Annotated in this window: 20 protein-coding genes; 18 read left to right on the plus strand and 2 right to left on the minus strand. The window is 66.6% G+C overall.

The genetic code is table 11. The features are described 5' to 3' along the window. Nucleotides 1-140: 140 nt before the first annotated feature. The 10 genes from ACIP1U_RS14560 (at nt 141) to ACIP1U_RS14605 (ending at nt 10,121) form a co-directional block, all read left to right on the plus strand. Entirely contained in the window at nt 141-1,745 is a 1,605-nt protein-coding gene (locus ACIP1U_RS14560; protein ID WP_400316005.1) for an MFS transporter, read from the plus strand. Nucleotides 1,746-1,911: 166 nt separating this feature from the next. Further along, on the plus strand, nt 1,912-3,129 hold the full coding sequence (locus tag ACIP1U_RS14565) for an ABC transporter substrate-binding protein (RefSeq protein WP_400316008.1): 1,218 nt from the start codon (nt 1,912-1,914) through the stop codon (nt 3,127-3,129). Between the two features lie 8 nt (nt 3,130-3,137). Continuing rightward, a complete protein-coding gene (locus ACIP1U_RS14570; protein WP_400316010.1) occupies nt 3,138-3,911 on the plus strand; it encodes an ABC transporter ATP-binding protein in 774 nt (257 codons plus the stop codon). Beyond that, the gene (locus ACIP1U_RS14575) at nt 3,908-4,645 is read left to right on the plus strand and encodes an ABC transporter ATP-binding protein (RefSeq protein WP_400316012.1); all 738 of its coding nucleotides are present in this window, start codon (nt 3,908-3,910) and stop codon (nt 4,643-4,645) included. The genes ACIP1U_RS14570 and ACIP1U_RS14575 overlap by 4 nt, the downstream gene beginning before the upstream one ends. 12 nt (nt 4,646-4,657) lie before the next feature. Then, nucleotides 4,658-5,542, plus strand: coding sequence for a branched-chain amino acid ABC transporter permease (locus ACIP1U_RS14580; protein ID WP_400316014.1), 885 nt, complete (start codon nt 4,658-4,660; stop codon nt 5,540-5,542). Then, nucleotides 5,542-6,585, plus strand: coding sequence for a branched-chain amino acid ABC transporter permease (locus ACIP1U_RS14585; protein ID WP_400316016.1), 1,044 nt, complete (start codon nt 5,542-5,544; stop codon nt 6,583-6,585). The genes ACIP1U_RS14580 and ACIP1U_RS14585 overlap by 1 nt, the downstream gene beginning before the upstream one ends. Before the next feature lie 82 nt (nt 6,586-6,667). Beyond that, nucleotides 6,668-6,973, plus strand: coding sequence for a non-heme iron oxygenase ferredoxin subunit (locus ACIP1U_RS14590; protein ID WP_092313234.1), 306 nt, complete (start codon nt 6,668-6,670; stop codon nt 6,971-6,973). A gap of 11 nt (nt 6,974-6,984) precedes the next feature. Continuing rightward, on the plus strand, nt 6,985-8,265 hold the full coding sequence (locus tag ACIP1U_RS14595) for an NAD(P)/FAD-dependent oxidoreductase (protein WP_400316019.1): 1,281 nt from the start codon (nt 6,985-6,987) through the stop codon (nt 8,263-8,265). A 13-nt stretch (nt 8,266-8,278) separates the two neighbouring features. Then, nucleotides 8,279-9,568 (plus strand): aromatic ring-hydroxylating dioxygenase subunit alpha, encoded by a 1,290-nt coding sequence (locus ACIP1U_RS14600; RefSeq protein WP_400316021.1) that lies wholly within the window; start codon nt 8,279-8,281, stop codon nt 9,566-9,568. Nucleotides 9,569-9,596: 28 nt separating this feature from the next. After that, nucleotides 9,597-10,121, plus strand: coding sequence for a nuclear transport factor 2 family protein (locus ACIP1U_RS14605; RefSeq protein ID WP_115665201.1), 525 nt, complete (start codon nt 9,597-9,599; stop codon nt 10,119-10,121). A 45-nt stretch (nt 10,122-10,166) separates the two neighbouring features. Here the strand turns inward: ACIP1U_RS14605 and ACIP1U_RS14610 are convergent, their stop codons facing one another. Both ACIP1U_RS14610 and ACIP1U_RS14615 read right to left on the minus strand, forming a co-directional pair. Next, entirely contained in the window at nt 10,167-10,697 is a 531-nt protein-coding gene (locus ACIP1U_RS14610; RefSeq protein ID WP_116385969.1) for a MarR family winged helix-turn-helix transcriptional regulator, read from the minus strand. A 110-nt stretch (nt 10,698-10,807) separates the two neighbouring features. Further along, on the minus strand, nt 10,808-11,479 hold the full coding sequence (locus ACIP1U_RS14615) for an ankyrin repeat domain-containing protein (protein WP_400316025.1): 672 nt from the start codon (nt 11,477-11,479) through the stop codon (nt 10,808-10,810). A 473-nt stretch (nt 11,480-11,952) separates the two neighbouring features. On the opposite strand from ACIP1U_RS14615, the gene ACIP1U_RS14620 reads away from it, so the two are divergent. The 8 genes from ACIP1U_RS14620 (at nt 11,953) to ACIP1U_RS14655 (ending at nt 21,876) form a co-directional block, all read left to right on the plus strand. Next, complete coding sequence (locus tag ACIP1U_RS14620) at nt 11,953-12,162, plus strand: hypothetical protein (RefSeq protein ID WP_400316102.1); 210 nt, start codon at nt 11,953-11,955, stop codon at nt 12,160-12,162. A gap of 78 nt (nt 12,163-12,240) precedes the next feature. Beyond that, complete coding sequence (locus tag ACIP1U_RS14625; protein ID WP_400316028.1) at nt 12,241-12,954, plus strand: intradiol ring-cleavage dioxygenase; 714 nt, start codon at nt 12,241-12,243, stop codon at nt 12,952-12,954. Between the two features lie 388 nt (nt 12,955-13,342). Beyond that, on the plus strand, nt 13,343-14,386 hold the full coding sequence (locus ACIP1U_RS14630) for a TRAP transporter substrate-binding protein (protein ID WP_400316103.1): 1,044 nt from the start codon (nt 13,343-13,345) through the stop codon (nt 14,384-14,386). 19 nt (nt 14,387-14,405) lie between these two features. Continuing rightward, a complete protein-coding gene (locus tag ACIP1U_RS14635; RefSeq protein WP_400316031.1) occupies nt 14,406-15,032 on the plus strand; it encodes a TRAP transporter small permease subunit in 627 nt (208 codons plus the stop codon). Further along, the gene (locus ACIP1U_RS14640; RefSeq protein WP_400316034.1) at nt 15,029-16,978 is read left to right on the plus strand and encodes a TRAP transporter large permease subunit; all 1,950 of its coding nucleotides are present in this window, start codon (nt 15,029-15,031) and stop codon (nt 16,976-16,978) included. The genes ACIP1U_RS14635 and ACIP1U_RS14640 overlap by 4 nt, the downstream gene beginning before the upstream one ends. Nucleotides 16,979-17,014: 36 nt before the next feature. Next, on the plus strand, nt 17,015-18,499 hold the full coding sequence (locus ACIP1U_RS14645; protein ID WP_400316036.1) for an MFS transporter: 1,485 nt from the start codon (nt 17,015-17,017) through the stop codon (nt 18,497-18,499). Nucleotides 18,500-19,036: 537 nt separating this feature from the next. Next, nucleotides 19,037-20,443 (plus strand): HlyD family secretion protein, encoded by a 1,407-nt coding sequence (locus ACIP1U_RS14650; RefSeq protein ID WP_400316039.1) that lies wholly within the window; start codon nt 19,037-19,039, stop codon nt 20,441-20,443. 95 nt (nt 20,444-20,538) lie between these two features. Next, complete coding sequence (locus ACIP1U_RS14655; protein ID WP_400316041.1) at nt 20,539-21,876, plus strand: hypothetical protein; 1,338 nt, start codon at nt 20,539-20,541, stop codon at nt 21,874-21,876.

The raw sequence follows: 21,876 nt of genomic DNA on the forward strand, positions 1-21,876 counted from the left end.
CATCAGCATACTGACTGATGCACCGGCAGCATGCAGCGCTGCACAGCGGCAAGCCATGAACGAGCCGCGCCACCGGCGCCTGCACCACCGGGAAGCAAACAAACAACAGAGACAACGGCCTGACCAAGAGGACCCCCGCCATGACGATCAGCCTGACCCGCGCCGAGACACGCGCCCAAGCCTCCGGCATGACTGCTGAAGAACGCAAGGTCATCCTTGCCTCATCCTTCGGCGCCCTGATGGAGTGGTATGACTTTTACATCTACGCGGCGCTGGCCGTGTACTTCGGTGCTTTATTCTTTCCGCCGGGCAACGAAACAGCCGCTTTCCTGGCGAGCCTGGCCACCTTTGGCGCCGGCTTCCTGATCCGCCCCGTAGGCGCGCTGCTGTTCGGGCGCCTGGGCGACCTGATCGGCCGCAAGTACACCTTCCTGGTCACCATCCTGCTGATGGGGGTGGCCACGGTGGGCGTGGGCGTGCTGCCGACGTATGAGCAGATCGGCATCACCGCAACGGTGCTGCTGGTTTTGCTGCGCCTGCTGCAAGGCCTGGCGCTGGGCGGCGAAGTGGGCGGCGCGGTCACGTACGTCGCCGAGCACTCGCCGGCAAGCAAGCGGGGCCTCTACACCAGCTCGCTGCAGACCACCGCCACCCTGGGGCTGCTGGCCTCTCTGTCCGTGGTGTATCTGCTCAAGACCTTCCTGACTGAGGCGGAATTCCGCGCGTGGGGCTGGCGCATCCCGTTCATCGTGTCGCTGGTCATGCTGGTGATCTCGGTGTACATCCGCGGCAAGTTGCATGAATCGCCGGTGTTCGCGCGCATGAAGGCGGGCAATGCCACCTCGAAGTCCCCCATCCGCGAGAGTTTCACTCAGTGGAAAAACCTGAAGTCGGTGCTGCTGCTGTTCGTGGTGGCCGCCGGGCTTGGCGCGATCTTCGGCACCGGCCACTTCTACAGCATGTTCTTCCTCAACAAGACGCTGCAGGTGCCGATCGAAACCGTGCACAAGCTGATCGCGATCGCACTGGTGGTAGCCACGCCGTGCTACCTGTTCTTCGGCTGGCTGTCGGATCGTATCGGCCGCAAGTACATCATGATGGCGGCGTGCCTGCTGGCTGCGCTATGCACCCAGCCGGTGTTCAAGGGGCTGACCCACTACGCCAATCCGGCGCTGGAGCAGTTCCAGCGGCAAGGCACGGTGCAGGTGACCGCTGGCGGCTGCAAGGCACGCCTGTTCGGCGAACCGGTGTCGGCCTGCGACAAGATCCGCGGCTACCTGACCGACCTCGGCGTTGGCTACACCTTCGTGCCGGCCAGCGACCCGGCCCAGGCGGAAGTGCGGATCGGCGAGCGCACGCTGCAGGGCTTCGACCGCGCCGCCATCAAGGGCGCACTGGTCGATGCCGGCTGGCCGGAGCGCGCCGATCCGGCCAGGATGAATACGCCGATGGTGTTCATATTGCTGCTGGTGCCGATCCTGTTCCTGGCCATGGTCTATGGCCCGATGGCCGCCTTCATGGTCGAGCTGTTCCCGGCGAGGGTGCGCTACACCTCGCTGTCGCTGCCCTTCCACCTTGGTGCGGGCTGGGTTGGCGGCATGCTGTCGTTCGTGGTCACGGCAATGAACGTGTCCAGCGGCGACGTGTACTTTGGCCTGTGGTATCCGGTGGTCATCGCCGGACTCGCCTTCGTCATCGGCATGGTGTTCGTGCCGGAGACGCGCGGGGGCGATCTTTCCACCTAAGCACTGCCACCCGGTGCACTTGCAGGGCGGAGAAATCCGCCCTTTTCATCGGCATATATTCAGCATACTGAATTATTTACCGCGCGAGCGCAGCGATGGCGCCCGCGGCGGGCGAATGCAGCCATCGCCAACTTCCATCCCTTCGCGCAGACAACCTGGAGCCCCCATGTCCACCTCTCGCATCCTCCGCACCCTTGCCGCGTCATCCGCCGTGCTCGGCCTGGCGCAGGCCACGCCTGCCCTGGCCGACGCCAGCGGCGTGAAGATCGGCGTCATCACCGATATGTCCGGCTCCTATGCCGACCTGTCCGGCAAGGGCTCCGTCGTCGCCGCCCAGATGGCCGTCGAGGAGTTCGGCGGCAAGGCGCTGGGCAAGCCCGTCACGGTGCTGTCAGCCGATCACCAGAACAAGGCCGATATCGCCTCGTCGCTGGCGCGCCGCTGGTTCGATACCGACGGCGTCGACATGGTGATCGACTTCCCCAACTCATCGACGGCGCTGGCTGTGCAGGAAGTGGCGCGCCAGAAGCAGAAGATCGACATCGTCTCCACCGGCGGTGCCATGGCGCTGACCAACCAGAATTGCTCGCCCACGGGATTCCACTGGGCCTGGGACACCTACTCCGTGTCTTATCCGCTGGTCCGCCGCCTGATTGACCAGGGCCGCAACAGCTGGTACTACATCACGGTGGACTACGCCTTTGGCCAGTCGCTGGAGGCCGACTTCCGCAAGGCAGTGGATGCCGGCGGCGGCAAGAACGTGGGCAGCACGCGCCATCCGCTCAATGCCAGCGACTTCAGCAGCCCGGTGGTCGCGGCGTCGGCCTCCAAGGCCAAGGTGGTGGTGCTGGCCAATGCCGGCAATGACATGATCAACGGCGTCAAGGCGGCCGGCGAGTTCGGCCTGATCAAGGCGGGCCAGACGGTGATCACGCCGTCCACCTTCATCACCGATATCAAGAGCCTGGGACTGCCCGCCGCGCAGGGCCTGACCTACGTCGACCCGTTCAGGCTCGACCTCGACGCGAAGTCGAAGGACTTCGTCGAGCGCTATTACAAGCGCCACAAGGCATATCCCACCCATGGGCAGATCGGTGTCTACTCGGGCGTGTTGCACTACCTGAAGTCCGTGGAAGCCGCCAAGACCGTCGAGGGGCCCGCGGTGGCGGACAAGATGCGCGCGCTGCCCGTCAACGACGCCTTCGTGCGCAATGGCAAGGTCCGGATCGATGGGCGCATGGTGCACGACATGTACCTGGCCCAGGCCAAGACGCCGGCGGAATCGAAAGACCCGTGGGACCTGGTCAAGTACATCGGCACGATCCCTGGCGACGAAGCCTTCCGTCCCCTCTCCGCCAGCGAATGCCCGCTGGTCAAGAAGTGAGCGCGCCAATGCCTGAGCAAGACGTGATCCTGCGCACGCAGGGGCTGACCAAGGCGTTCAAAGGCTTTACCGCCGTCAGCGATGTCAGCCTGTCCGTGCGGAGGGGCTCGATCCATGCGTTGATCGGCCCCAACGGCGCCGGCAAGACCACCTGCTTCAATCTGCTGACCAAGTTCCACGCGCCGTCGTCCGGCTCCATCCATTTCAACGGTGCCGACATCACCGCGCTGCGGCCGGCGCAGATCGCCCGCATGGGCGTGATCCGCTCGTTCCAGATTTCGGCGGTGTTCCCGCAGCTGACCGTGCTGGAGAACGTGCGCATCGCGCTGCAGCGCAAGCTGGGTACGTCATGGCATTTCTGGCGCGGCAGGCGCTCGCTGTCGCGGCTGGATGCGCGCGCCATGGAACTGCTGGATGACGTGGGCCTTGCCGGCTTCGCGCATCTCGGCACGGCCGAACTGGCCTACGGACGCAAGCGCGCGCTGGAGCTGGCCACCACGCTCGCCACCGATCCCGAACTAATGCTGCTGGACGAGCCCACGCAAGGCATGGGCCATGAGGACGTCGAGACCGTGACGGCGCTGATCAAGCGCGTGTCGGCGGGACGGACCGTGCTGATGGTGGAGCACAACATGAGCGTGGTGTCGTCGATCGTCGATCGCATCACGGTGCTGCAGCGCGGCGCCGTGCTGGCCGAGGGCACGTATGAGGAGATCTCGCGCAACCCGCAGGTGAAGGAAGCCTATATGGGAACTACGGAAGACCAGCAGGAGGCCGCATGACTGTAACCGCCACCCCCGCCCTGGAATTGCGGGACCTGCATGCCTGGTACGGCGAATCGCACATCCTGCACGGCGTCGACCTGGCGGTCCAGCCGGGCGAAGTGGTGACGCTGCTGGGCCGCAACGGCGCGGGGCGCACCACCACGCTGCGCGCCATCATGGGCCTGGCCGGCACGCGCAAGGGCTCGGTGCGCGTCTTCGGCCGGGAAACCATCGGCATGAAGACCCACCGCATCGCGCCGCTGGGGCTGGGGTATTGCCCGGAGGAACGCGCCATCTTTGCCAGCCTGTCGTGCGAAGAGAACCTGATGCTGCCGCCTGCCTTCGAGGCAGCGCCGGGCGCGACGGGACTGCGCGAGCCGATGTCCGTTGCCGAGATCTACGAGATGTTCCCCAACCTGCACGAGCGGCGCAAGAGCCCGGGCACGCGCATGTCGGGCGGCGAGCAGCAGATGCTGGCGGTGGCGCGCATCCTGCGCACCGGCGCCAGCGTGCTGCTGCTCGACGAGATCTCGGAGGGGCTGGCCCCGGTGATCGTACAGAAGCTCGCGAAGATGATCGCCACGCTGCGCCGCAGGGGCTACACCATCGTCATGGTGGAACAGAACTTCCGCTTCGCGGCGCCGCTGGCGGACCGCTTCTTCGTGATGGAACACGGCCGCATCGTGGAGGCCTTCGCCGCCAACGAGCTGGAACGGAAGATGCCCGCGCTCAACGCCCTGCTGGGCGTGTAAGGAGACCTTGTCATGGAATTGTTTGGAGTGCCCCTGCCCGCGCTGCTGAGCCAGCTGCTGCTGGGGCTGGTCAACGGATCGTTCTACGCGATCCTGAGCCTGGGGCTGGCCGTGATCTTCGGCCTGCTCAACGTGATCAATTTCGCCCATGGCGCGTTGTTCATGCTAGGCGCTGTGCTGGCGTGGATGGGCCTGAATTACCTTGGGATCAACTACTGGCTGATGCTGCTGCTGGCGCCGCTGGCGGCCGGTGCGCTGGGCGTGGTGCTGGAGCGCACCATGCTGCGCCACCTGTACCGCTTCGACCACCTGTATGGGCTGCTGCTGACGCTCGGCATCTGCCTGCTGATCGAAGGCCTGCTGCGCTCGGTCTATGGAGTCTCCGGCCTGCCCTACCCCACGCCGGAGGCGTTGACCGGCGTCAGCCAGCTGGGCTTCATAGTGCTGCCCAACTACCGCGCCTGGGTGGTGCTGGCCTCGCTGACGGTGTGCTTCGCCACCTGGTTCATGATCGAGAAGACCCGGCTGGGCGCCTACCTGCGCGCCGGCACCGAGAATCCGCGCATGGTCGAGGCCTTCGGCGTCAACGTGCCGCTGCTGGTGACCCTGACCTATGCCTTTGGCGTAGGCCTGGCAGCGCTTGCGGGTGTGCTCGCCGCGCCAGTCATGCAGGTGTCGCCGCTGATGGGGCAGAACCTGATCATCACGGTGTTCGCGGTGGTGGTGATCGGCGGCATGGGGTCGATCCTCGGCTCGATCTTTACCGGCCTGGGGCTGGGTGTGTTCGAAGGCATCACCAAGGTCTATTACCCCGAAGCCTCAGCGACCGTAGTCTTTGTCGCCATGGTCTGCGTGCTGCTGGTGCGACCCGCCGGCCTGTTTGGAAAGGAGAAATGATGGCAAGCCCCACTTACGCAACGCGGCCGCTGCTCGCGTACGGACTACTGCTGGCGGCCCTGCTGCTCGCGCCCTGGCTGGGCGCCTACCCGGTACTGGTGATGAAGCTGCTGTGCTTCGCGCTGTTTGCCTGCGCCTTCAACCTGCTGCTGGGCTATACCGGGCTGGTGTCCTTCGGCCATGCCGCCTTCTTCGGCGGCGCGGCCTATGCCTGTGGCTACGCGATGAAGTCGCTGCAGCTCACGCCGGAACTGGCCTTGCTGGCCGGCACTGCATTCGGCGCCCTGCTGGGGCTGGTGTTCGGCGCGCTGGCGATCCGCCGCCAGGGTATCTACTTCGCCATGATCACGCTGGCGCTGGCGCAGATGTTCTACTTCTTCTGCCTGCAGGCACCGGTGACCGGGGGCGAAGACGGCATGCAGGCGGTACCGCGCGGCGAACTGTTCGGCGTGCTGCCGCTGGCGTCCGACCACACCATGTACTACGTCGTGCTGGCGATCACGGTCGCTGCCTTCCTCGGCATCATGCGCATCGTCAACTCCCCCTTCGGGCAGATCCTGCGGGCGATCAAGGAGAACGAGCCGCGCGCGGTCTCGCTGGGCTATGACGCGGACCGGTTCAAGCTGCTGGCATTCGTGCTGTCGTCGGCGCTGGCGGGATTGGCGGGGGCGCTCAAGACCCTGGTGCTGGGCTTCGCCACGCTGACCGATGTCCACTGGATGATGTCGGGCTCCGTGATCCTGATGACGCTGGTTGGCGGCATGGGCACCCTGTCCGGCCCGCTGGTCGGCGCGCTGGTCATTGTCGCGCTGGAGAACAAGCTGGGGGATGCGGGCAACGCGCTGGCGGAGATGACCGGGATCGGCTGGTTCGATACGCTGGGCGAGTCGGTCAGCATGGTGACCGGGCTGATCTTCGTGGTCTGCGTGCTGACTTTCCGCCGCGGCATCATGGGCGAGATCCTGGCGCGCTGGCAGGCACGTCCCACGCTGCAGCACAGTGCCGCGCCCACGCCCGGGACGGCACGCACCAGTCAGGGTTAACGAGGATTTTTCGCGCCACAAACATCAGTACACTGATCTTATATGATCAGTGTACTGACAAATTAGATTCACGGAGATAACCATGGCATGGATTCACATCGATGCGGCCAACACGCTGCAGAACGACGAGGTGATGCCGCTGACGCTGGGTGATCGCCAGCTTGCCGTCTATCGCAGCGATGACGCGTACTTTGTCACCGACAACGTCTGCACGCACCAGTATGCCCTGCTGTCGGATGGCTATCTGGAAGACGGCTGTATCGAATGCCCGCTGCACCAGGCCCGCTTCGACATCCGCACCGGCAAGGCGATGTGCGCACCCGCGACCGGAGATATCCGCACCTACCCGGTCAAGATCGAAGACAGCCGGGTGTGGGTCGAGCTGTAAGGGAGCCGGTCATGACACAGCACACGCCCATCCTGATCGTCGGCGCCGGCCAGGCGGGGGCCATGGCGGCCGCGGCGCTTCGCGGCCTTGGCTACGGCGGCCGCATCGTCATGGCGGGCGGCGAACGGCACGCCCCATACGAGCGCCCGCCTCTGTCCAAGTCCGTGCTCGCCGATGCCGGACAGGACGGGAAGATCGGCGTGCAACCCGCCAGCTTCTATGCTGACCAAGGCATAGAGTTGCGGCTGGGCGCCTGCGTCACCGCGCTCGATGCCGCACGGCATGTCGCGCACCTGGCCGACGGCAGCGCCATCGGCTACGGCGCCTGCCTGCTGGCCACCGGCGGCAATGCCCGCGTGCTGCCGGCGCTGCCGCCGGGCACGCCACATGTGCATTACCTGCGCTCGCTGGACGATGCGGCGCGCCTGCGCGACGCCATGCAGCACGTTGGCGAGCTCGTGGTGATCGGCGGCGGCTTCCTTGGCCTGGAGACCGCGTCGACCGCTGCAGGCATGGGCCTGAAGGTCACGCTGGTCGAAAGCGCGGACTGCCTGCTTGGCCGCGCCCTGCCGCCGGAGCTTGGTGCATGGCTGGCGGACCGGGTGCGGGCGCAAGGCGTGACCCTGCGCCTCGGTTGCGGCATTGCCGCTTGCAACACCCGCGACGATGGCGTGCATCTGCAGCTGGCGGACGGTTCGGTGCTGCACGCACCGCTGGTGGTGGTCGCCATCGGCCTGACACCGGAAGTGACGCTCGCCGCCGGCACTGGTCTGGCGCTGCATCCGCAGAACGGCGGTATCCAGGTCGACGAACAGTGCCGCACCAGCGCGGAAGGAATCTACGCCGCTGGCGACTGCTGCAGCCAGTACCAGCCGCTGTTCGGCACCGAGGTCCGGCTCGAGTCCTGGCAAAGCGCCAATGAGCAGGGACGCATCGCTGCGGCGTCCCTGCTGGGCGTGGCGGCGGAACCCGCTGCGCTGCCGTGGTTCTGGACCGACCAGTTTGGCTGCAACGTGCAGATACTCGGCGCCGCGCATCCGGATATCCGCTATGCCTGGCGCGGTATAGGGGCCCACGATGCCGCCGCCCCGAAATTCATGCTGCTCGGCACCCGCCACGGCCGCCTGAGCCATGCCATTGCCGTGAATGCCGGCGGCGACCTGCGTCAGCTGCGCTCGCTGGTCGGCCACGACGTCACCGCCTATTTCGCACGCCTGTGCGACGACACCCTGCCGCTGCGGCAGGTCGTCCGCGAATGGCAGGCCGAAGCCGACCGCTCCATCACACTCTGAGAGGACCCCCCACATGTACCAGACACAAGCGGTGATCCAGCACACGCTGGGCAAGAAGAACCCGGGACTGGCAGAATGCCGCTGGCCCGAGGACGGCCTCCACTACATCCCGGACTGGGTCTACACCAGCCAGGCCGTCCATGATCTGGAGCTGCAGAAAATTTTCCGCGGCCGCTCGTGGAATTACGTCGCGCTGGAAGCTGAGATCCCCAATGCCGGGGACTTCAAGCGCTCGTATGTCGGCGCGACGCCGGTGGTCGTCTCGCGCGCCGAGGACGGCTCGATCAATGTCTTCGAGAACCGGTGCGCGCACCGCGGCGCAGAGTTCTGCCGCCACAGCCAGGGCAACACCAAGGAATTCGTCTGCCCCTACCACCAGTGGTCCTACGACTTGAAGGGCAACCTGCAGGGCGTTCCGTTCAAACGCGGCGTCAACCGTGCCGGCGGCATGCCCAAGGACTTCCGCAACGAAGACCACGGGCTGGTGAAGCTGCACGTGGCGACGCGCAACGGCGTGATCTTTGCCTCATACGCGCCTGACATGGAAAGCCTGGAAGACTACATGACGCCGGAGATCCTGAAGGACTTCGACGTGGTCTTCAACGGCAAGCCGCTCAAGGTGCTCGGCTATTACAAGAACGAGCTGCCGTGCAACTGGAAGATGTACCACGAGAACCTGAAGGACCCTTACCACGCCACGCTGCTGCACTCCTTCCTGGTAGTGTTTGGCCTGCTTGTGGCGGGCAACGAATCGGCGATGATCGCCGACCCGATGCACGGCCGCCACGGCACCATGGCATCGGCCAAGAAGGAAGACAAATATGCGGCCGTCAGCGACGAGAACAAGAAGGAGATGCGCTCGTACCACGAAGGCATGCAGCTGGAGGACGAGCGCTTCCTGGAGTACGTGCGCGAGTTCGACTCGCCATGGTCGGTGACAATGCAGACGATCTGGCCGAACCTGATCGTGCAGCGCGAGATGAACACGCTCGGCGTGCGCCAGATCGTGCCCAACGGTCCCGACAGCATGCTGATGCTGTGGACCATGTTTGGCTACGAGGACGATACCGAGGAAATGACGCAGCACCGCCTGCGCCAGGGCAACCTGATGGGTCCGGCCGGCTTCCTCGGGCTGGAGGACAACGAGGCGATGAAGTTCGTGCAGGAAGGCGTGCGCCGCTCCAGCAGCGATCTCAATGTGCTCAAGCTGGACGCGCAGCAGATCGGCACGTCCAGCTCCCTGATCTCTGAATCCGCGATCCGCGCGATGTACCAGTACTATCGCGGCGTGATGGGATTCTGAACGCCGCCTGACCGGAATCCAAAGCAATATGAAACCGCTGAACTACTCCCTCTATCGCGAGAGCACCCTCGGCACCGCGCGCGCGATCGAACTGCGGCTGGAGATCGATGCCTTCCACGCTGACTATTGCGCGGTGCTCGACGCTGGCATGGTCGAGCAATGGCCAGGCTTCTTCACCGAGGATGCGCTCTACCGCATCACCGCGCGCGAGAACGCCGAACGCAACCTGCCCGTCGGGCTGGTGTATGCCGAAGGCATCGGCATGATGCGCGACCGCGCCGCGGCGATCGCCAATACGCAGATGTTCGCGCCGCGCTACAACCTGCACCTGGTGACCAACACGCGGGTCAGCGCTGAAACGGCCGACGGCGATATCGTGGCGCAGGCCAACTTCATGCTGTTGCAGACGCTGGTAGAGGGGCCCACGACGGTCCACCTCGCCGGCACCTATCACGATCGCTTCCGCCGCCAGGGCGGCAGGCTGCTGCTGCGCGAGCGGCAGGTGGTGTATGACACCACCATCATTGCGAACGACCTGGTTTATCCGGTCTGAACGGCATCGCCATGAAAGACGGCGGGCCTTGCGCCCGCCGTTAGCTTACATGCTGCGCAACACGGTCCGGCTGTACTGGTTGTTGGCTTCCACCAGCGTCGCCAGCAACTCCATGAACACCTCCCGCTGCGCGGGCTTCAATGGCGCCAGCATGCGTTCCTGCGCGCGCGCCATGTCGGCTCGCAGCGACGTGACCACGCTTTTGCCTTCTCGCGTCAGGTGCACGTGGCGCGTACGCCGGTCGGCGGGGTTTTCACGGCGCTCGACCAGGCCGCGGTCTTCCAGCCGGCGCACCACGTCCATGGTCGTGGTGCGGTCCAGCCCCACTTCCTGCCCCAGCGAGGTCTGGTCGAGTCCTGGCAATACCGACAGCACGGTCAGGATGGCGTACTGGACTGGCGTGATATTGGGCGCCTTGCATTCTTCGAAGAACATCGCCACGTGGATCTGGTGAAGCCGCCGCACAAGAAACCCCGGACGGGCCCAGAGCAATTCCTTGGCCGGATCCGCTTCCGGCACGGCAGTTGCCGTATTGCCGCCTTCACTCGTTGCACTGCGCTTTGCTCTTGGGGACATCGCCTTCACCATTTTGTATGCACACTGACAGTATATATGAGGCATGGTGGAGGCGATTCGCCTGAACGGCCCACAGGGCGTCGCGTGGATGGCCCAGAGCGCCGGCGTCCTCAGCGCGCGCCAGCGGCGCTGAGAATGCGCTCGATCTGCGCATAGCCGCGCTGGCGCGCATGCTGCAGCGGACTGACGCCTTCGCCGTCGGCAAGGTTCACGTTGGCACGCGCCTGCACCAGCAGGCGCACGATCTCGGTATGCGCGGCGCCGCCGTTGCCGAGAATGATTGCCTCCAGCAGTGCCGTCCATTTCAACCGGTTGACATGGTCGACATCCACGCCGGCCGCGATCAGCATGCGCACGGTCTCGACATGCCCGCGCTCGGCGGCGGGAATCAGCGCGGTCCCGCCGTAACGGTTGGTGCTGCGCAGGTCCGCGCCGTGGGCCAGCGCCATGCGCAGGATCTCGTTGTGGCCGCGCGCGCCGGCGTAGAGATAGGGGCTGTCCTGGATCGCATCCTTGGCATTGACGTCGGCGCCGGCCTCGATCAGCACCTTTGCCGCCTGCACCTGGTTGTGATGAGTGGCGACCAGCAGCGCGGTACGTCCCTGCGCGTCGCGGGCGTCGATGGTGGCGCCGCTGGCAAGCAGCGCGCGCACGCGTGCGGTGTCGCCGCTGGCCGCGGCGGCATGGAGTTCGGTGGCCGGCAAAGCGCCGGCCGTGGAGGAAACGTGGGTCAGCATGGCGATGACAAAGGCAAGACAGAGGAGCAGGCGCGCGGCCAGCATGCAAGGATCTCCGTGCGGAATGCGGCTGAGAAAAAAGAGGCCATGGTCGCGCAGCCGGAGCGGCCTGGCCGCGGCATTCTGTCACGCCGGCACCACGCGCCGGAAGTTAAGGTTTTGAATAGGATCCAGTGCCAAAGCGAATGACTGGCCGCGCGTGCCGCCGGCCAAGCCCACGCTGCCGGCATGGCCATCACGCTGTCATCGTCGCTGGTCGATAATGGCTCCGACACCGGTTAGCGCGAGGCCACTTGTAACGACAAGCCCTGGCAAGGAACCGTGCGCCACCGGTGCCGTCAAAGAAGCTAGCCGCCTGAGACCGGGCATACGACCGTGCACCGCGCTGCAGCATTCGTGCCGCAACGCAGCACGCGCCGTCGCAAGTGCCATTGTCTCCACGGCGCGCTTCTTCGCGCAGGCGCCGCGTGCGCCCTGCAGACTCCCAGCAAACGCCCCCTCTAGCCAAGGAGATGAACGTGCTGAGCCCGCATGAACTTGCCACGCTGCTGCTATTGAGCGACGGCCCCGACTCCCTCGATTCGAGCGATCCCCGCCAGATCGATCCCACCGACCTGGAGGCCCTGGTCGAAAAACAGTTGGTCCGGCTTGAAGTCCTGCACGGTTGCCGGCAGGAGCCGCGCATCACCAGCCACGGCTACTCAATGCTGAAAGCCATGGGACGCTGAGGCGCCCCGCCCATCATCCAGACCGGCTGACCCGCACCCGCGCAGCAGCGCGTACCCCGCCATCCCACGGAGACCCACATGGACGCACGCCCTGCAGCCGGCTTTGTCGGGACAGCCTATCCGAACACCGCCGACACCGCGCGCCGCCGCTTCCTGCAAGAAATGGGCGGCCTGTTTGCGCTCGCCGGCGTTGGCACCGCAGCAGCACAGGCGCCGGCAGCCTGCCTGCTCACCCCTGAGGCCACCGAAGGGCCCTTTTACCTTGACGACGCGCTGATGCGCGCCGATATACGCGACGGCCGCCCCGGCCAGCCGCTGCGGCTGCGCCTGCGCGTGCTCGAGGCGCAGCGCGGCTGCGCGCCCGTCCACGGCGCGCTGGTGAGCGTATGGCACTGCGACGCCGATGGCAGCTATAGCGGCGAAAGCGCCACCGAAATTGCCACCAACAGGCAGGCGCGCTACCTGCGCGGCGTGCAGGCCACCGGGGCCGACGGCGTGGCGACGTTCACCACAATCTACCCCGGCTGGTATCCGTCGCGCGCCATCCATATCCATTTCAAAGTGCTGCTGGCGCAGTCGGAAGTCCTGACCAGCCAGCTGTACTTCGACGATGCGCTCAGCCGCCAGGTGCTCGGCAGCCACCCTGCCTACCGCGCGCACGGCGTGCCGACGCGGCCGACCGCACGGGATCCGATTGCCGGCAGCAGGCCCAGCACTGTGCGCGTGAGTCCGCACGCGGATGCCGGCGGCGCGCTCGAGGGCGAGTTCACGGTGGGGATTGCGCGCGCCTGAATCTTGCGGCAATGCCGCATCAGCGCCCGCGCCCAGCAAAGCCAAAGTGAGCCAGCCCTCACCGCGCGGGTAATCCCTAGATTGTGGTTCTCTGTCCCTTTCCTACCATGAAGGGAATCAACGACCACCCTGCGCAGCGCGCACGCAGCCTCCTGGTCCATCGCTTTCCCGATTTTCCCGACTTTTCCGGTGTTCAAGACAGTGGCGAGCTGCCTCGGCCCATGGCCAGCGCTCGCGGCCATCCCACCCACACATGGAGGCAACCATGGCATCCAGGACGAGGAAAACAGAGGCGAAGCAGGCTGCTGCCGAGACTGGCGGCGCGAGCGGCGTCTCGCGGCGCGGCTTTCTCGGCGGGGCCGCCGGGGCAGCAGCCGGCGCCGCGGCAATGGGATTTCCCGCCATCGTCAAGGCGCAGGGTCCCGTCACCATGCGCTGGCAGAGCACCTGGCCGACCAAGGACATCTTCCACGAGTTTGCCGGCGATTTCGTCGCCAAGGTGAACAACATGTCGGGCGGCGACCTGAAGATCGAACTGCTGCCCGCCGGCGCGGTCGTCAAGGCGTTCGACCTGATCGATGCCGTCAGCAAGGGCACCCTCGACGGCGGCCACGGCGTGATCGCGTACTGGTACGGCAAGAACTCCGCGCTGGCGCTGTGGGGCTCCGGCCCCGCGTGGGGCATGGATCCGAACATGCTGCTGGCCTGGCACAAGTACGGCGGCGGCAAGCAGTTGCAGGAAGAGATCTACCGCAGCCTGAACCTCGACGTGGTCTCGTTCCTGTACGGGCCGATGCCGACGCAGCCGCTGGGCTGGTTCAAGAAGCCCATCACCAAGCCGGAGGATTTCAAGGGACTGAAGTTCCGCACGGTCGGGCTGTCGATCGATATCTTCACCGGGCTGGGCGCCGCGGTGAACGCGCTGCCCGGCGCCGAGATCGTGCCGGCCCTGGATCGCGGCCTGCTCGACGCCGCCGAATTCAACAATGCCAGCTCGGACCGCGCGCTGGGTTTCCAGGACGTGTCCAAGGTCTGCATGCTGCGCAGCTTCCACCAGACCTCGGAGCAGTTCGAGATCCTGTTCAACAGGAAGCGCTATGACGCGCTGCCCGCCAAGATGAAGGCGCTGATCGCCAACGCGGTGGAGGCGGCCTCGGCGGATATGTCGATGAAGGCGATCGACCGCTACTCCAAGGACTACCAGGCGTTGCAGGCGCAGGGCGTGAAGTTCTACGCCACGCCCAACTCGGTGCTGCAGGCGCAGCTCAAGATCTGGGACGAGATCGTGGCGCGCAAGGAAAAGGAAAACCCGATGTTCAAGAAGGTCAACGACTCGATGAAGGCCTTCGCGCAGCGCGCCACCCGCTGGCAGAACGACACCAACGTCGACTTCCGGCTGGCGACAAGCCACTACTTCGCCAAGCGCACCTGAGCAGCGCCGGGACGCCATCGTGCAACGCCTGCTGTTCGGCATCGACCGGGTAAGCACATTCGTGGGCCAGGCCGGCTCGTGGCTGATCATCGCGCTGACGCTGATGATCAGCTACGAGGTGTTCTCGCGCTACGCGCTGGGCGCTCCGCACGCGTGGGTATTCGATGCCAGCAACATGCTGTACGGCACGCTGTTCATGCTCGCCGGCGCCTACACGCTGGCCAAGCGCGGGCACGTGCGCGGCGATATCCTGTATGGCTTCCTGTCACCTCGCATGCAGGCGGCGATCGACCTGGTGCTGTACCTGGCCTTCTTCTTTCCCGGCGTGATCGCGCTGGCCTGGGCCGGCATCGACTTCTTCCAGGTCTCGCTGGCGCAGAACGAACATTCGTCGATCGCCGCGGACGGGCCGCCGATCTACCCGTTCAAGGCGGTGATCCCGGTGGCTGGCGCGCTGTTGCTGCTGCAGGGAGTGGCCGAGACCATCCGCTGCGTGCTGTGCCTGCGGCGCGGGCAATGGCCGCAGCGCGAAGGCGATGTCGAGGAAGTGGACGTCGACCAGCTCAAGGAAATGGTGCATGGCACGCCCACGGCCGAGCTGGTCGAGACGCCTCCACCACCCCACCGCGAGGACGGCCCGCGATGAGAAAGGAACTCTGGTTCGGCGTCACGCTGATGGTGCTGATTGTCGGCGCCGTGATCTGGTTCATGCCCGCGCCCGCCGACTGGACCAGCGGGCATCTCGGCCTGCTGATGCTCGCGCTGATCGTGGTGGCGATCATGCTGGGCTTTCCTACCGCTTTCACGCTGATGGGCATGGGCGTGCTGTTCTCATGGCTGGCCTATCGCCACGCCAATCCCGAGATCGCGGTGCAGCAGACGCTGGACCTGATGGTGCAGCGGGCCTATGCCGTCATGACCAATGACGTGCTCATCTCGATCCCGCTGTTCGTCTTCATGGGCTACCTGGTCGAGCGCTCCAACCTGATCGAGAAGCTTTTCCGCAGCCTGCACCTGGCGCTGGCCTGGATCCCCGGCTCGCTGGCGGTAGCCACGCTGGTGACCTGCGCGATCTTCGCAACCGCCACCGGCATTGTCGGCGCGGTGGTCACGCTGATGGGCCTGCTGGCGTTTCCCGCGATGCTGCGCGCCGGCTACAACACGACGTTGTCGGCCGGCGCGGTCACTGCCGGCGGCTGCCTGGGCATCCTGATCCCGCCTTCGGTGCTGCTGATCGTGTATGGCGCCACGGCGGGCGTATCGGTGGTGCAGCTCTATGCCGGCGCCTTCTTCCCGGGGCTGATGCTGACCGGGCTCTACATCTTCTACATCCTGATCATCGCCAAGCTCAAGCCGTCGCTGGCGCCGCCGCTGCCCGAGAGCGAGCGTGCGGTGCCGCTGCCGGCACTGGCCGGCACGCTGCAGGCCGGCGGCGCGGTACGCGCATTGCCCGCCTTCGGCGCCGGCATGCTGCGCGCGTTCAAGGGCCCGCGCAATGCAGACGTATCCACCGCCGCGTTCGCGCGCCAATTAGGCATCGTCTTGCTGCCCGCGCTAGCCGTGGCGGTGATCATGGGCACGTTGTACGAGGCCGTGACCGCGCCCGCAGCCAGCGTCGGGGTCGAAGCGCCGCTGTCGCTTGGCGGAGCCGAGGAAAGCAGCGCGCCACTGGATGAGCTGCAGGCGCCGCCGGAAGAATCGCCGGTGCCGGCGCCAGACGCGCCCGCGGGTACTGCCGCACCGGCCGCGACTCCGCCCGCAACTCCCGCTGCAACACCCGCGGCAACTCCCGCTGCACAAGCCGATGCACAGCCGGCACCCGCTGCAGGCGCTGCCACGCCCGCGCCGCGCTGGTTCTGGATCACGTTAGGGGTGGTGGTTGTGCTGATGGCCTACTTCTACTGGCGCTTCAGCTTCGCCCGGCTGGAAATCTTCAAGATGCTGCTGGGGTCGTTCTTCCCGCTGGCGCTGCTGATCCTGGCGGTGCTGGGCTCGATCGTATTCGGGCTGGCCACGCCGACAGAAGCGGCGGCGGTGGGATCGCTGGGCGGCGCGGTGCTGGCAGCCGCCTACCGCCAGCTCAATTTCCGCGTGGTCAAGGAATCGGTGCTGCTGACAGCCAAGACCAGCGCCATGGTGTGCTGGCTGTTCGTGGGCTCGTCGATCTTCTCGGCGGCGTTCGCGCTGCTGGGCGGGCAGGCGCTGGTCGAGCAATGGGTGCTGTCGCTGAACCTGTCGCCGGTGCAGTTCATGATCCTGGCGCAGATCATCATCTTCCTGCTCGGCTGGCCGCTGGAATGGACCGAGATCATCATCATCTTCATGCCGATCTTCATCCCGCTGCTGGACAACTTCGGCATCGATCCGCTGTTCTTCGGCCTGCTGGTGGCGCTGAACCTGCAGACCGCGTTCCTGTCGCCGCCGGTGGCAATGGCCGCGTTCTACCTGAAGGGCGTGGCACCACCGCACGTGACGCTGAACCAGATTTTCCTGGGCATGCTGCCGTACATGGGCATCCAGGTGATTGCGCTGGTGCTGCTGTACGTCTTCCCCGGCATCGGCCTCTGGCTGCCCACGGTGCTGTACCGCTGAAGCCGGGCGCCGCGGCGCATCCTATACTGGTTGGCAATGCCGAACGCAACGCCGGCCGATAGCGCGCTCGCCACCCTTCCGCTCGATACCGCATTCCGCACCGACATCCCTGGGCGGCTGGACCGCCTGCCGTGGTCGCGCTGGCACTGGCGCGTCACCATCGCGCTGGGTATTGCCTGGGTGCTCGACGGGCTCGAGGTCACGCTGGTGGGCTCGGTCGGCGCCGTGCTGGAGCGCCCGGACACGCTGGCGCTGAGCGCGACGCAGATCGGCTGGACCGGCTCGCTCTATATCCTCGGCGCGGTCATCGGCGCGCTGGTGTTCGGCCGCATGGCCGACCAGCTCGGGCGCAAGCGGCTGTTCCTGGCCACGCTGGCGGTCTATATGCTGGCGACGCTGGCCACCGCGTTCGCGCCGGACTTTGCCTTCTTTGCCGCCTGCCGTTTCCTGACCGGGCTGGGCATCGGCGGCGAATACGCGGCCATCAATTCCGCCATCGACGAACTGATCCCCGCGCGCGTGCGCGGGCGTGTCAACCTGGCGATCAACGGCAGCTTCTGGCTCGGCGCGGCATTGGGCGCGGGCCTGAGCCTGCTGCTGCTCGATGCACGCGTGCTCGGGCCGGTATGGGGCTGGCGCGCCTGCTTTGCGCTGGGCGCGCTGCTGGCGGTGGCGATCGTGGTGGTGCGCCGGCACGTGCCCGAGAGCCCGCGCTGGCTGGCCACGCACGGGCGGCTGGAAGAAGCCGAGCGCGTGGTCGCCGCGATCGAAGCCGAGGTGCGCGCGCGTCATGGGCCGCTGCCGCCGGTCGCATCCGATTGCGTCGCGGTCGCGATGCGCCGGCGCGCTGCCCCCGGCGTGGGCGAAGTCATGCGCCTGCTGCTGCGGCGCTATCGCCAGCGCAGCACGATCACGCTGGCGCTGATGGTGGCGCAGGCGTTCTTCTACAACGCCATCTTCTTCACCTATGCACTGGTGCTGACGCGCTTCTACCACGTGCCGGAAGCAAGTGTCGCGCTGTACATCTTCCCGTTCGCCCTGGGCAATGCCGCCGGCCCCTTCCTGCTGGGGCCGCTGTTCGACCATATCGGGCGCCGGCGCATGATCGCCGCGACCTATGTGCTGGCCGGCATCGGGCTGGCGCTGACCGGCTGGGCCTTTGTCGAAGGCTGGCTCGATGCGCGCGCGCAGGCGTTGTGCTGGTCGGCCGTGTTCTTCCTGGCTTCGGCGGCGGCCAGCTCCGCCTATCTCACTGCCAGCGAGGTGTTCCCGCTGGAAATGCGTGCCCTGGCGATCTCGGTGTTCTATGCGGCAGGTACCGGCTCCGGCGGGTTTATCGCGCCACTGTTGCTGGGCGCGCTGATCGAGAGCGGCAGCCGCGAAGCCGTGGCTGCGGGTTATGGCCTTGGTGCGGCACTCGTCATCATAGCCGGCCTGCTGGCGTTGCGTTTTGGCATCGATGCCGAACGCCGTCCGCTGGAACAAATCGCCCCACCGCTTGCTGCGGATGATCACGCGTAACGATAGGTAAGCGGTTAGTCAGCGCTTTTGCAGCAGTCTGCAGTCCGCGCCTGACAACGGTTTGAGAGCCTGTCCGCACGCACCGCCTCCTCACTTCCGTAGCCGCCAGTATGAAGGCCGCATTAAGCAGCACTACGCCCTCGTCTTACACATTTTTACAGCAAGCCAAGGGGCAACTGTCTAGCCTTAACTCACGCGCGGCGGCCTGAGTGCATGATTCTTTGCGTCAACAGGCTGCCACATTGTGGCCATCGCCTTGCTGCCCGCAGCAACGATCGGCCATGGATCAACGCTGCCCGAAACAGAACGGGCAAATCCACGGACCGGACCGAGGTCCGATGCAAGGTGCGCCGCCGCGGCTGACTGCCGCAGCGCGCGTGCTGCAGACAACAAGCTGAATTGGGGACTTGCAGGCCGGGCATCGCGCGACAGCCCTTGCGCGACGCCACGCGCTTGCCTGCGAATTTTGCTCGTCCGGCATGCGGTGCCTGCAGCCGGGAGGGATGCTTTTGACTTGCTTGCCGGAGAACAAAGACCATGGCCGACCAGCGCAACAACCCACCGCCCCCGCCTTCCCCGCAGCCCCCGCGCCACTCGCTGGCCCCCGCATCGCAGCGCCAGCCGCATGGCGACGGCCTGGTGCAGCGCCAGCAGCCCGTGGCCGTACCCCTGTGGCATATCGTGCCGCGCATGGCCGGCTATGGCGTAGTGCTGTTCATCGTGTGGGCGGTGCTGACGATGATGTTTCCAAATGTATTTACGCGTTCGTCGGAGCGTGCCGTGATCAACAGTCCCGTCAGCCTGGTGACCTCCCCGGTCGAAGGCATCGTCATGCAGCAGAAGGTGGCAGCGGGCCAGAGCTTCACCGCCAACCAGCCGCTGATGGTGGTGCAGAACCCGAACATCGACCGCTCGCTGCTGGTCGAGCTGACCGGCAAGAAGCTCGATACGCAGCAGCGCTACGATTCCGCGCGGGCGCGGCTGGAATCGAACCGCAGGCTGATGGGCGCCACCGAGCAGGACCTGCAGCGCTACAACAGCGCCGCGCAGCGCGAGCATGCGACGCGCGTGCGCGCGCTGCAGGCACGGCTGGCGTCCGCCACCGCGCAGGAGGACCAGCAGCAGGAGATCGTCAACCGCAACCAGAACATGCAGTGGGCAGGCGCGGTGAGCGAGGCCTACACCAATGCTTCGCGCTACCAGTTGTCGATGCTGACCAACGCCAAGGCCGCGGTGAAAGCCGAGCTGGACAGCGCCGTCGGCGAAAGCGAAGCGTCGCGCAACAAGGTCTATGCCTCGTCGGCGGACGGCCCCAGCGCATCGCTGGCACAGCGGCGCCAGGCGCTGAGCGCCGAATCCGCGCAGCTGTCCGCCGAACTGGAGCAACTCGAGGCGTACGGCAAGTCAGTCGACGAGCTGCTCGCCACCGAGCAGCAGCGCATCGATCGGCTGTCCAACCTGGAGATCCGCGCGACCGAGCCCGGCACCATCGAAGACCTGATCGCGCAGCCCGGCATGCGCGTGGCGGCAGGCGCCACACTGGCGCGCGCCAGCAACTGCGGGCAGACGCGCGTGGTGGCAGTGTTCCCGCGCAGCCTCAGCGACAACCTGTTGCCGGGTGCGCGCCTGAACGTGCATGTCGACGGGCTGCCCGCGGCGCTGCCGGCATCGGTGGCGGAGATCCTGCCGCGCGCGCCCGACGGCGACCAGGCGCGCTACTTCGTGCCGTTCCCGCCGATCGAGAAGAACGAGATCTACGTCATCGCCAAGCTCGACCGGCCGCTGGGCAAGCTGCCGGACAAGCCCAATGCAGCCGCATCGGCGACCACGGCCAGCGCGGGCGGCACCGCACCGGCGAGCTCGGGCCACTGCGGCATGGGCCGCTGGGCGCGCGTGACGCTGGATCAAAGCTGGCTGGGGCAGATGCGGGCATCGCTGACGTGAGCCTACCGGCCTGATGGAGCCTGAGCGGGCATGAACGGGCATGAACGGGCCTGAGCAGGCATGAACCGACCTGAACGGACACCACGGAGACGAGCATGATCCGACCACCGTTGTCCCCGCCGCGCTTGCGCCGGCTCGCCGCTGCGCTGTTGCTGCCGGCAGCGCTGGCGCTCGCCCCGGCGGCCGCGCATGCGCAAGCGTCGCAGCAAACCCTGTTGGCCGAAGGCTGCAAGGCACTGGCCGAGCGGGTCGGCCGTGAAGCCGGCAGCGGCCCGGTGTTCCTGGCCAGCTATGAGCCCGCGCCGGGCGGCGAGCCGCTGGCGCCGGCGTTGCGCAATGCGGCTTTCGTCTACGACAACGCGCTGGCGGGAATCGCGTTGGTCGCGTGCAAGCGCCCCGCCGAAGCGCGCCGCATTGCCGACGCCGTGCTGCAGGCCAGCCGGCAAGACCGCCACTATCGCGACGCGCGGCTGCGCAACGCCTATCGCGCCGGCCCGCTGCCCGCAGGGCCAACACCGTTGCCCGGCTGGTGGGACGAGCCCAGCAAGCGCTGGTTCGAGGACCCCTACCAGGCTGGCACCGCCACCGGCAACGTCGCCTGGGCCGCGCTGCTGCTGCTGGCCGTGCATGAGGCCACGCGCGACCCACGCTACCTGGACGGGGCCGCGGCGCTCATGGGCTGGGTCCACGCGAGCGTGCCCGATGCCAGCACCCCCGCCGGCTATATCGGCGGCTTCTTCGGCCACGAGCCCAAGCAGATCCGCCAGGGCTGGAAATCGACCGAGCACAACGTCGACACCTATGCCGCCTTCAGCTGGCTCGCCAGCCGGCGCAACGACCCGCGCTGGCGCGACGGCGCGGCGCGTTCGCGCGGCTTTGTCGAGGCCATGTGGCAGGCGCGCGAGGGCCGTTTTGCAATCGGCACAAAAGATGACGGCCGCGCCCTCAATGCCGGTCCGTCGGCGCTCGATGCCGTGCTGTGGCCGCTGATCGCGCTGCCCGATCCGCCGCGCGACTGGCACCGGGGGCTGGGCTGGGTCGACGCACGCCATCGCGCCGGCGCGGGGTATGGTTTCAAGGCCAGCCCGGACGGGATCTGGACCGAGGGCACCGGCCAGGCCGCGCTGGTGCTGCTGGCCGCTGGCCGCGCGCAACAGGCGCAGCCATTGTGGCCGCTGCTGCTGTCGCAGCGCGCTCCCTCGGGCCTGCTCTACGCCACGCCCGATGCGCGCATCAGCACGGGGCTGTCGATCGGGCCCACGTCGACCACCGAAGACTTCTACTACTTCCACCTGCCGCATCTTGGCGCCACCGCGTGGGCCGTGCTGGCGGCGGCGCGCTGGAACCCGTTCCGTCCTGGCGGCTGCCTGGACCCGTCGTGTCCGCCGCCAGCCATTGCCGCGGGCAATGCCAACACCACCAGCAAGGACTGA

Origin of the sequence: Cupriavidus sp. NPDC089707, from assembly GCF_044748965.1 — a bacterium.
In the GTDB taxonomy this organism is placed as follows: Bacteria; Pseudomonadota; Gammaproteobacteria; order Burkholderiales; family Burkholderiaceae; genus Cupriavidus.